Source organism: Bradyrhizobium retamae, from assembly GCF_001440415.1.
GTDB classification, from domain to species: domain Bacteria; phylum Pseudomonadota; class Alphaproteobacteria; order Rhizobiales; family Xanthobacteraceae; genus Bradyrhizobium; species Bradyrhizobium retamae.
The window spans coordinates 21,478-30,301 of sequence record NZ_LLYA01000190.1 but is presented as its reverse complement, the minus strand read 5'-3'; the positions used below and the strand labels follow the sequence as shown (position 1 = coordinate 30,301).

Annotated in this window: 9 protein-coding genes; 4 read left to right on the top strand and 5 right to left on the bottom strand. The window is 62.7% G+C overall.

Translation table 11 applies throughout. The features are described from left to right. Positions 1–1,639 precede the first annotated feature (1,639 nt). From CQ13_RS43675 to CQ13_RS32085, 3 genes are all read left to right on the top strand, one after another. Complete coding sequence (locus tag CQ13_RS43675; RefSeq protein ID WP_156434032.1) at positions 1,640–1,819, top strand: hypothetical protein; 180 nt, start codon at positions 1,640–1,642, stop codon at positions 1,817–1,819. A gap of 711 nt (positions 1,820–2,530) precedes the next feature. Then, positions 2,531–2,710: a hypothetical protein gene (locus CQ13_RS32090; protein WP_057846810.1), complete on the top strand. Its 180-nt coding sequence runs from the start codon at positions 2,531–2,533 to the stop codon at positions 2,708–2,710. 219 nt (positions 2,711–2,929) lie between these two features. Beyond that, positions 2,930–3,172 (top strand): DUF6894 family protein, encoded by a 243-nt coding sequence (locus CQ13_RS32085; RefSeq protein WP_057846809.1) that lies wholly within the window; start codon positions 2,930–2,932, stop codon positions 3,170–3,172. A gap of 12 nt (positions 3,173–3,184) precedes the next feature. Here the strand turns inward: CQ13_RS32085 and CQ13_RS32080 are convergent, their stop codons facing one another. The 3 genes from CQ13_RS32080 to CQ13_RS32070 form a co-directional block, all read right to left on the bottom strand. Next, positions 3,185–3,520 (bottom strand): PilZ domain-containing protein, encoded by a 336-nt coding sequence (locus tag CQ13_RS32080; protein ID WP_057846808.1) that lies wholly within the window; start codon positions 3,518–3,520, stop codon positions 3,185–3,187. A gap of 108 nt (positions 3,521–3,628) precedes the next feature. Next, a complete protein-coding gene (locus CQ13_RS32075; RefSeq protein ID WP_028350018.1) occupies positions 3,629–3,859 on the bottom strand; it encodes a hypothetical protein in 231 nt (76 codons plus the stop codon). 82 nt (positions 3,860–3,941) lie between these two features. Further along, positions 3,942–4,217 (bottom strand): hypothetical protein, encoded by a 276-nt coding sequence (locus CQ13_RS32070; RefSeq protein ID WP_057846807.1) that lies wholly within the window; start codon positions 4,215–4,217, stop codon positions 3,942–3,944. 231 nt (positions 4,218–4,448) lie between these two features. On the opposite strand from CQ13_RS32070, the gene CQ13_RS32065 reads away from it, so the two are divergent. Further along, positions 4,449–4,910, top strand: coding sequence for a PaaI family thioesterase (locus tag CQ13_RS32065; protein ID WP_057846806.1), 462 nt, complete (start codon positions 4,449–4,451; stop codon positions 4,908–4,910). A gap of 186 nt (positions 4,911–5,096) precedes the next feature. Here the strand turns inward: CQ13_RS32065 and CQ13_RS32060 are convergent, their stop codons facing one another. Further along, positions 5,097–7,133 carry a pyrroloquinoline quinone-dependent dehydrogenase gene (locus tag CQ13_RS32060; RefSeq protein WP_082637767.1) on the bottom strand — a complete coding sequence of 679 codons (2,037 nt, stop codon included), beginning with the start codon at positions 7,131–7,133 and terminating at the stop codon, positions 5,097–5,099. Positions 7,134–7,188: 55 nt separating this feature from the next. Beyond that, positions 7,189–8,637, bottom strand: a complete 1,449-nt coding sequence (locus tag CQ13_RS32055) for a caspase family protein (protein WP_057846805.1) — start codon at positions 8,635–8,637, stop codon at positions 7,189–7,191. Positions 8,638–8,824: the final 187 nt, after the last annotated feature.

Here is an 8,824-nt window from a genome sequence, read left to right as displayed (position 1 = left end):
GCTTGAATCACAACCAAGCCCGGATGAGAATCCTGAATCCCAACAGACCCTAGATTGAGTGCCACCAAGCCCCCATATTGAGGCTATCACCGCCCGGTACCTGGCTTTTATCGGTGATGAGAACGCCGGTCGCGCTCCCGCCTTCCTCTAACGGAAAGGAGCGGCGCCATGAAGATGGCTTCTCTCAATCAAATATATCGTTTGGATCAGAGTCCGTCCGCACAGGCAGAACGGCTGCGCAAGGAAGCCCGCGGCACGCCGCACGGGGTTCGACGTGATCAGTTACTCCGCAGAGCGCGGCAAATTGAAACCGCATCCCATGTGCAGGAGTGGCTAAACTCTCCCGGGCTGAGCGCCCCTACCTGACGATAAGGCTGCCTCGGTTGGCAGCCTCTTTCTTCTTGATTTCGAGTGGCTGAAAGCCCCTCGTTATAATCGCACCGTAAGATCGCGCCCGGCCCCACCGGGTATTTTATTCCCATGCCAAACAGTAGCGCGCCCAGAAATGTTCAACCAACAAGAAACGGCCCCAGCTCGGGGACGTCTGAGGCCGTTCTAGGTCGAAGCGCTCAGTCGGCGGAACGCACCCGACTATTTCCAAGGGGCGCACTCAGCCTTTGTTCCAATCACAGCGGCCTGTTTCAATTTCACGAGTGGCCTATTTCGGCCAGTACCGCCGCAGGGGTGCTATACGTATTTGACCCTTCATGCCTAAGTTGATTATGGAAGTGTCCTCGTTTGCCGTAACATCTCCAGTGGGAGCGGCTCATGAGCGCACTCACCACACTTGCCATCTACCTCGGCCCCTTCGTCGTGCTTGGGATCGTCACAAAGCTTCTAATGAAGCGACGGGCGGTTGATCTTACTGACGTTCAATCGCAGGCAGGGCCGAACCGGAGACCGCGCAAGGTGTTCCTCCTCGGAGGGTGGCGGACTGAAGATTGAGGCCGCCTCTGTTGGCGGCCGGAGCCCTGTCGGCCCAAGTCCCTCGGCCTCGCGCAAATTGAAAGGGCCGCCTCTCGGCGGCCCCCAGCCGGTACAATTGGTTCGGGATGAAAAGCAGCCCCGGCGACGGCAAGCATAGAGTTTTCCACACGCACTTTTGGAGTCCGTAACATCACGGTGTCCAATACCGGAACTTCGGGGGATCTCCGATCCCATCTCCCCTCTGCGTCCTGACGGGGAGGCACCCCACACCTCGCTGCCCGGACGATCCCCCAACTACGCAAACATACGGGAGTGACCCGGCACCCGCCTCTGCATATCTCTCGCCCATGACGGGCCGACATATTCTTTTCACATGCCCACGGCTGGGCACGAAGGTGCAGCATTGGCTTCCGGCGACCGGCCGGAGGGCGAGCCTAATTCGTATGTGTCCGTCGTCTGCCTCGCCTGCACCCGGCTTCACTTCATCCATAAGGAAACCAGGAAGCTTTTGGGCGAGGACTGACATCGCCCCACCCCTGCCTCGCGGGCTAGCGCCTTCGGCGCCCCGCCCCAAACAAGTCCGAACGCACGATCCGCGTGAACGCACCCGACTTAAGTATACTTTTGCACTTTTTGCCGGAACGGATTTCGCCGCAGTGCGTAATTGCAGCGGGTGCGGCAGGGTGACGGGTAGTAACGGGGAACCAGTATTGTGCCGGGCAAGAAATACCTCACGGAACAAGCGGCAACCTTTCTCAAATTTGCAATGGCCACCACGGATCCGGAGATCGCCGCGGGCTTTCTCGACAAGGCCGCCGACCTTCGGGCCAGAAGTGAAGAGGCGCCCGACGCCAGCCCCCGGGCGCCCGACGTAGAGCAGCCGGAAGGCTAGCTCTCGCGATGAGGCCGCCGAACCGGCGGCCTCATCGTTATCCGACCTGCAAATCGGGACGTGACGTCGCCTACAATTTTAAGCGTGCTTGCGGGTCCATCTGAACCGCCCTTCAAGGCGCTGCACGTTATGCCCAGCGGCATGCAGATACAAACGACCACCCCTGTGACCGTCCTTGCCTACGAACCCGTCCTGCCGACGCTTCAACACCGTGGCGCCCATCTCCTCATTTGGCTGCTGAACCTCAGCCGTGCGCTAGAGCCCTCAAGGGTGCCGCAGCCCGTCCGGCCGGACGCGCCGTCGAGAACTCATATTCCGCCGCGGCAGCCTCATCCATCGCGGCTGCAATAGGGGAGCCAGCCCCTCGGGGCGGCCACGGCCTATGCGAGCAAATCGACGGGCAAATTTGTGTCCGGCACGTTGAACCTTTTTCATGCCCCCCCGACAAAATTCTTGCCTGGGATATTGCATCACTCGGGGAATAGGCCTGCGCCGCCAAGCGACCATACTCCGCTTGAGCGGCGCAGTGCTTTTTGCGCGCCGCGGAAATTGGGTCTGCAAGGGGGAATTCGGTCACGCCCATGGGGTTGAAACCCGGGAACGGATTTCGGCCGTGCCGTCGCTGCAAAGGCATTGTGAGCGCCTGGAACAATGCAACTTTAAGCCAGAGGTCCGGTTTGAAGCGCTCGGGAGCCGCAGCGGGATTTCTCTATGATCCACAAGGGCGTCGAATACACCGTGACGGCGGTCGCTCCGGGCATCTGGAAATGGCAATTCCGCATCGGCGACAGGGTCGTCACGGGCAAGACCGAAGCCAAGCTCAATCTGCTTGCCATCCGGCGGGTCCAGCTTCGGATTGATCGGGAGCTGAAAAAAGCCGAACGGGAGTAACCCCGCTCGGCTGCCGCTTCCGCAGGGCCTTCCCACCGGAGAAGTTTCTCTGCAACTACATCAGGTTAGATCCAAGCGATAACCCGGTTTGTATGCCCGGCAACGTGCTTGGGCCCGTAAAAACCCGGAATTGATCTTTCGATATGCGAGGAATCCACTCCCGCCGGATGGGGGATCTCAGGGCCAACGGCGGCCCATTTTACATTTGGTCAGCTTGCCATGCCGATCTTTTTCTTCAGCGTTCGACATGGCGAGGATGCGTGCGTCTGCAATGACGGTGCGGAATTTGTCGATCACAACGCCGCGTGGAAGGAAATGACCGGGGTCTGCGGCGACATGATCGCGGACGTTTCCCGCAAGCTGCCCGAAAACACCGAGTGGCAGATGGAATTGCTGGATGAATCCAAAAGGCCAGTATTCCGGATTCGCCTGATGGCCGAGACGCTGCAGGATACTGATTAAACAAACGGCAAATTAGGCGTGGGCCTTCCGGGAAGCGGCATCAGGTTCATCTGGTGGCGCCACGCCGTTGCGCAGCTCCCGGGCGGATACGAAGCGGACGCCGACCAATTCGCCCCTTCGCCAGATCAGCGTGCATACCCGCCGCACCTCGCCGCCTGCGGTGAGAGAAAGGCCGAACACCTTGGGAACCGCGAGGTCGCCTACATCCAGGCGGGCGCCGTTCTCAGAAATGTCGAGGATGTAGCACTCGATCCACGGCGCATCCGGCGCCGGAATCAGGAATCCCGGCTTGCGCAAGTCGACCCGAACGAACTTGCGGGCACCAAGGTCTTTGCGGTCTCTCGCCATGATTTCTCCTGTCGGGGAAACAACTAGGCGGAATACTTGAATACCGGGTTATCGGTATCAGGCAAAAACCCTGGAGTCACCGTCAATTCCTGCGCGAGCTGGGGTCACCTAATCGGCGCTGGCGAGCCGGCGCATCGTGAATTCGATGTCGCCACTGGGCAGCTCGCGCCAGCTTTCGACCGAACTCATATAGGCCGCCTTGGGATAGCGGTTGAGGAAGTCGCGCGCCCTCGCCCTCGCTTGGTCGCGCGGCAGCGTAAACGTCTCGCGCAGGTAGCCGTCGCCCAGCTTGCGCCGGCCGGCCATCCGGCTCGCGAGATCGCGCGGACGAAAGACCATGTCGTAACTCCAGACACGATGACGACAGGTCAAATATAGGGGTAGCGCCAAACGAATCCTACCCGCCGCCTTGGCGGGGAAGCTACTGGCTGCTGCTGCCGGTCTTGTTCTTCTTGGCGGGCGCCGCAGCCTTGGGCGCCTCGGTACTGCGCACCGCGCCCCAGGGGTCGGAAGAGGTCTTGGCATCGGGAATCTTGCGCAACGAATCCTTGTAAGCCCTATCCCTGATCGCTTCCTGCTCCCTTTCCTCCGGCGATTTGGACTGGAGTTCCGGCATCAGGTTAATATTGGGGGTCATCTGCGCGTGGGCCGGCACCATCAACAACACCACCATCGCGGCCGCGCTCAGCATTCTCATGACGCTCTCCTTTGGGATGCTTTCAGCGTTTCGCCAAAGATACCACCGACGCAACCGCCAAGCCAAGCACGCGCGGACTCGGCCTTTGGTTAGACGCCTGCAGGATTTCGGGAGCTTGCACCCAATCGCTTTGCGGATCGCGCCGGACTTGCAGCCCACGCCGCTGTTCCCTTCGCCGCAATGACCACTACAATGCGCCGACAACAAGATCGGACGAGGAAACGGACGTTCATGCAACAACAGCCACAAGCGGGCGAATTCGGCATCGCGGAAGCAACGCGCGCGCTCCGCGAGGTATTTGCGCCATGGGTGATGGATCTCAACCTGTCGATCGAGCGCTTTGACTCTGCTCCGCCCGGCGATGCCGCCGACTGGCAGCCGGGCGCGATCCTGCGCCTGCCGTTCTCGGAGCGGCTGTGCCGCAATGGCGGCACGGTCTCTGGCCAGGCGCTGATGGCATTCGCCGACACCGCGATGGTGATTGCCAACCTCGCCGCCAACCGCGGCTACCGTGCAATGACGACGGTCGACCAGACCACGCATTTCATGCGCGCGGTGTCTGCCTCGGACGTACTGGCCGATGCGCGCGTGGTCCGCCTCGGGCGCACCATGAGCTTTGGCCGGGTCACGCTGCTTTCCGCCACCGACAACAAGCCGGTGGCGATGGTCTCGAGCGCGTTCGCGATGCTTTAGAAAATTGTAGTGCTGTAGGATGGCAAAGGCGCTCTTGCGTCGTGCCCACCATTTATCATCGAGCGCGCTTCTTGATGGTGGGCACGCTTCGCTTTGCCCGCCCTGCAAATTGCGAGCTGATTTGCCGCGCAAGAGCAAACCTCGGGCGCAGGGACGACGGCGATCATTGATATCGGTTGCACCCACTCACGTCCTCCCTACCCTTCCTCGCCACCAGCGCCACAACGCAATCGCCATCAGCAGCACCACCAACCCGACCGCGATCGCCCCGCTCATGAACCGTCCACCGGGCCGGTCGATGGTGCGCGACCACAGCGAGGGCGCCTCACCTGGCCGCGCCAGGCGAAACGCCACCACGCTGTCGCCGATCGTGGTGCCGGACTCGGAATGACCGCCGGCGCCGATCGCGACATATTGCTCGCCCTTCCACATGTAGGTCATGGGATTGGCGACGCCCGGCACCGGCAGACGGCCCTGCCACAGCTCCCGCCCCGATCGGGCGTCGAAGGCGCGCAAATAGGCATCCATCGCGCCGGTGAAGACGAGGCTGCCGGCAGTGATCGCGACGCCGCTGATGAGCGGCGTGCCGAAGGGAAAAGCGATGCCGAGCGGCGCACGATCTTCCGTGGTGCCGACTCTCGATCGCCAAAGAATCTTGCCGGCCTTCAGATCGACCGCGACCATCTCGCCCCAGGGCGGCTTGTTGCACAACAGACCCAGCGGCGACAGTGCGACGGCGCGCGTCATCGCAAACGGCGTGCCCTGTTGCCGTCCGAAGTCGTGACCGGGCGGCGGGCTAAAGCCATCGCCAACAGCAGCACGTGGAAGCAATTTTATAATGTGAATCGCCCGCGTCGTATTGGCGTAAAGGATCTGGCTGACCGGATCGAACGCGGCGCCGCCCCAGTTCACGCCGCCGCCGGTCATTGGAAACACCACGGTGCCTTGCGTGGACGGCGGCGTGTAGAGGCCTTCGTTGCGCGCCGATGCGACCTGTGCGCGGCAGGCCTCGCTGTCCCAAAACGGAATCAGGCCGAACACGTCGTCAGCCGAGATTTGTTGCGGCAGCAGCGCCGGGACGTGGGTCGGAACCGGCTGCGTCGGCGAGAGCTGCTCGCCTTCGGCGCCGCCCTGCGGCACCGCGCGTTCCTCCACCGGCCATATTGGCTCGCCGGTATCGCGGTCGAGCACGAACACAAAGCCTTGTTTGGTGGGCTGGATCACGACGTCGCGCTCGCCTTTGCCGGTGTCGATGCGCGCTAATGTCGGCTGCGCCGACAGGTCGTAATCCCAGACATCATGGTGCACGATCTGAAACGACCAGACCCGTTCGCCGGTCTCGGCGCGCAGCGCCACGACCGAATTGGCGTAGTCGTTGTTGCCGGGCCGCTTGCCGCCCCAGAAATCCGGGCTCGGCGAGGACGTGGGCAAGAATACCAGGCCGCGCTCCTCGTCCACCGACATCGGCGCCCAGACATTGGCGTGGCCGGCAATGATGCCATCATGCACCAGCGGATCGAAGCTCCAGCGCGGCTGTCCGGTCCGCGCATCGAAAGCGCGCACCGTGCCCGGCGGCGCTTCGACGCGGCGATTATCTGCAATTGCGGAGCCGACGATGACGGTGTCGCTGGTAATGACGGGCGCCGACGTGATCTGGAATTCGCCGGGCCACTCCAATGGACCGAGTGCGAACTTGATCTCGCCATTGTTGCCGAAATCGGCGCAGGGCACGCCGGTCCTGGCGTCGAGCGCGATCAGGCGCACGTCGTTGGTGCCCATGAATATTCGTGCGCGGCAGGCGGCATTTTCAGCGGCGCGCTCGTCGAGCCAATAGGCGACGCCACGGCAAGTATAGCGGTTGGCCGGGCGTTGAGCGGTCGAGATGTCAGGATCGTACCGCCACTTCAGCACGCCGCTGCCGGGATCGAGCGCGATGACCTCGTTAAAAGGCGAGCAGAAGATCAGGCTATCCTCGACAAGTAGCGGCGTGGCCTGAAACTTGGTCCGCTTCATCGCCTCGACCGGCCGGCGATCGAGATCGCCGGTGCGAAACTCCCAGGCGCGAACGAGGCTGCCGACATTGTCGGGCGTGATCTGGGCGAGCGGCGAAAACCGCGATCCGCCGCGATCACCGCCCCAATGCTCCCAGGCGGAAGCAGGAAGCGGGTTGCCCGCACAGAAGATGGCGACGATCAAAGCGAACAGACAAACCGGATTTCGCATCCTGCCCCGCAAGCGCAACCCAAACGCTTGCGGGATCGATTACCCCATCGGCAGGTCAGTATCTACCCCGACCGCCGTGGTCGCCATAATTGCCGCCGCGTCCGCCGCCAAATCCACCGAGACCGATCCCGATTCCGATGCTGACCGGCGGCGGCGGTGGCGGCTGCTCGTAGACCACGCGCGGCGGCGGACGGCGGACGACCACGACGTCGTCATCCACCTCGCGCCGACGCGGCGGCTTGCGATCGACGCGCTTCGGTGGATCCGGCTCGACGCGCTTGACCGGCACATTGACCTTGATCTTCGGCTGCTGCTGCGGCGGCTGGATGTTGCAGGGACACATCGGCGCGGCGAGCGCGACGTTTTGCGGCACGGCTGCGTTGGCGGCCGCAACGACCGGGGTGAAGTCGGGACGGTTGCGCAGCCGCTCCTCCAGCTTGCGCGCGGTCGCGGCCAGATCGCTGTCGGGGAATCGCGTCAGAAACGAGCGATACCCGGACGCGGTATTGATCAGCACGGCATTATTCCACGCCACCATGCGCCGGTGACGGACCAGCCAGTCGCGCGCCAATCGCCCGAGCGACGTTTGCGGGTAGAGGCCGGCAAAGGCCTCGTAGGCTTCATCGGTACCGTCAGCCACGATCAACTCGTTCGCCGCCTCGACCGGCTTACCTTTCAGATCGCGCGTCCATTCGGCAACCGTCTTCTTGGGCTGCGCAGCGGGCTTGGGTCCGGCGAACGAGGCGCCGAAAAAGCGGAAATCCTCGGTCAGCGAAGAGCTGTCCCACGGCGTCTGCCGACCCTCGGTGACCTTGTTCACCGCAAGCCGCACCCGCTTGAAGGTCTCCTCGATCGGAATCCCCTGCTCCTTGCCGGCCGCGAGCAGCGCGGTGGTATACGGGCTGTTGGAGCCCGAGCCGTCTTCCGCGACCGCGCCGGGCGAAGTCGAGAACGACAGGAACGTGCCGGGCGAGCCGACCTTGGCATCGACCAGCGCAAGTCCGCTGCCGGCGGTCTTGAGATCGGGGAACGGATTGTTGCGGCAGGCATCGAGCATCAGGATGCGCATCCTGCTCGGCACCGATGTCAGCGTGTTCAGGATGTCGTTGAGGCGCACCGCCTGGATCGGAATGTCGGCTTCCCGCTTCGGATCGATATCGACCGGGACCAGAAAATTCTCGCCGTCGATCTGCAGCCCATGGCCGGCGTAAAACACCAGCGCGACCGTATCGGCGCCTTTCGCGGCCACCTTGCCGGCGAATTCGCTGACCACCTCCCGCATTTGATTCTGCGAAAGATCGGCGGCGGTCGAAACCTCGAAGCCGGAATCGGTCAGCAATTGCGTGACCGCCTTGGCGTCATTGGCCGGATTGGGCAGCGCGGGCACCGAGCGATAGGCGGATTGGCCGATCACCAGTGCGAGGCGACTTTCGGCGGAGGCCGAATGGGCGCCCAGCAGAACCGCCGCAGGAATCATCAGCTTGAGCAGCGCGTGACGGAACATGATGCCACCTCCCGACAATGCAGGCTTCGGATTGGTCACAGCCTCGAAGCCAAAGGTTCAAGCCGGCCGCGCCCTGTGAGACGTGATGGCGGCCCCATTCGACGGCGACGTTGTCGCAGGCCCAGAATCCCGCGCAGTGATCCAAATCACAGTCGCGAGATCATTATGTGCACGGCAATCCCCTGTC

Excerpts from the sequence above, each read along its gene's own strand:
- CQ13_RS32080 (WP_057846808.1), bottom strand. The coding sequence starts at position 3,520 with ATGGCGAGAGACCGCAAAGACCTTGGTGCCCGCAAGTTCGTTCGGGTC.
- CQ13_RS32090 (WP_057846810.1), top strand. The coding sequence starts at position 2,531 with ATGATCCACAAGGGCGTCGAATACACCGTGACGGCGGTCGCTCCGGGC.
- CQ13_RS32075 (WP_028350018.1), bottom strand. The coding sequence starts at position 3,859 with ATGGTCTTTCGTCCGCGCGATCTCGCGAGCCGGATGGCCGGCCGGCGC.
- CQ13_RS32065 (WP_057846806.1), top strand. The coding sequence starts at position 4,449 with ATGCAACAACAGCCACAAGCGGGCGAATTCGGCATCGCGGAAGCAACG.
- CQ13_RS32060 (WP_082637767.1), bottom strand. The coding sequence starts at position 7,133 with ATGCGAAATCCGGTTTGTCTGTTCGCTTTGATCGTCGCCATCTTCTGT.
- CQ13_RS32055 (WP_057846805.1), bottom strand. The coding sequence starts at position 8,637 with ATGTTCCGTCACGCGCTGCTCAAGCTGATGATTCCTGCGGCGGTTCTG.
- CQ13_RS32085 (WP_057846809.1), top strand. The coding sequence starts at position 2,930 with ATGCCGATCTTTTTCTTCAGCGTTCGACATGGCGAGGATGCGTGCGTC.
- CQ13_RS32070 (WP_057846807.1), bottom strand. The coding sequence starts at position 4,217 with ATGAGAATGCTGAGCGCGGCCGCGATGGTGGTGTTGTTGATGGTGCCG.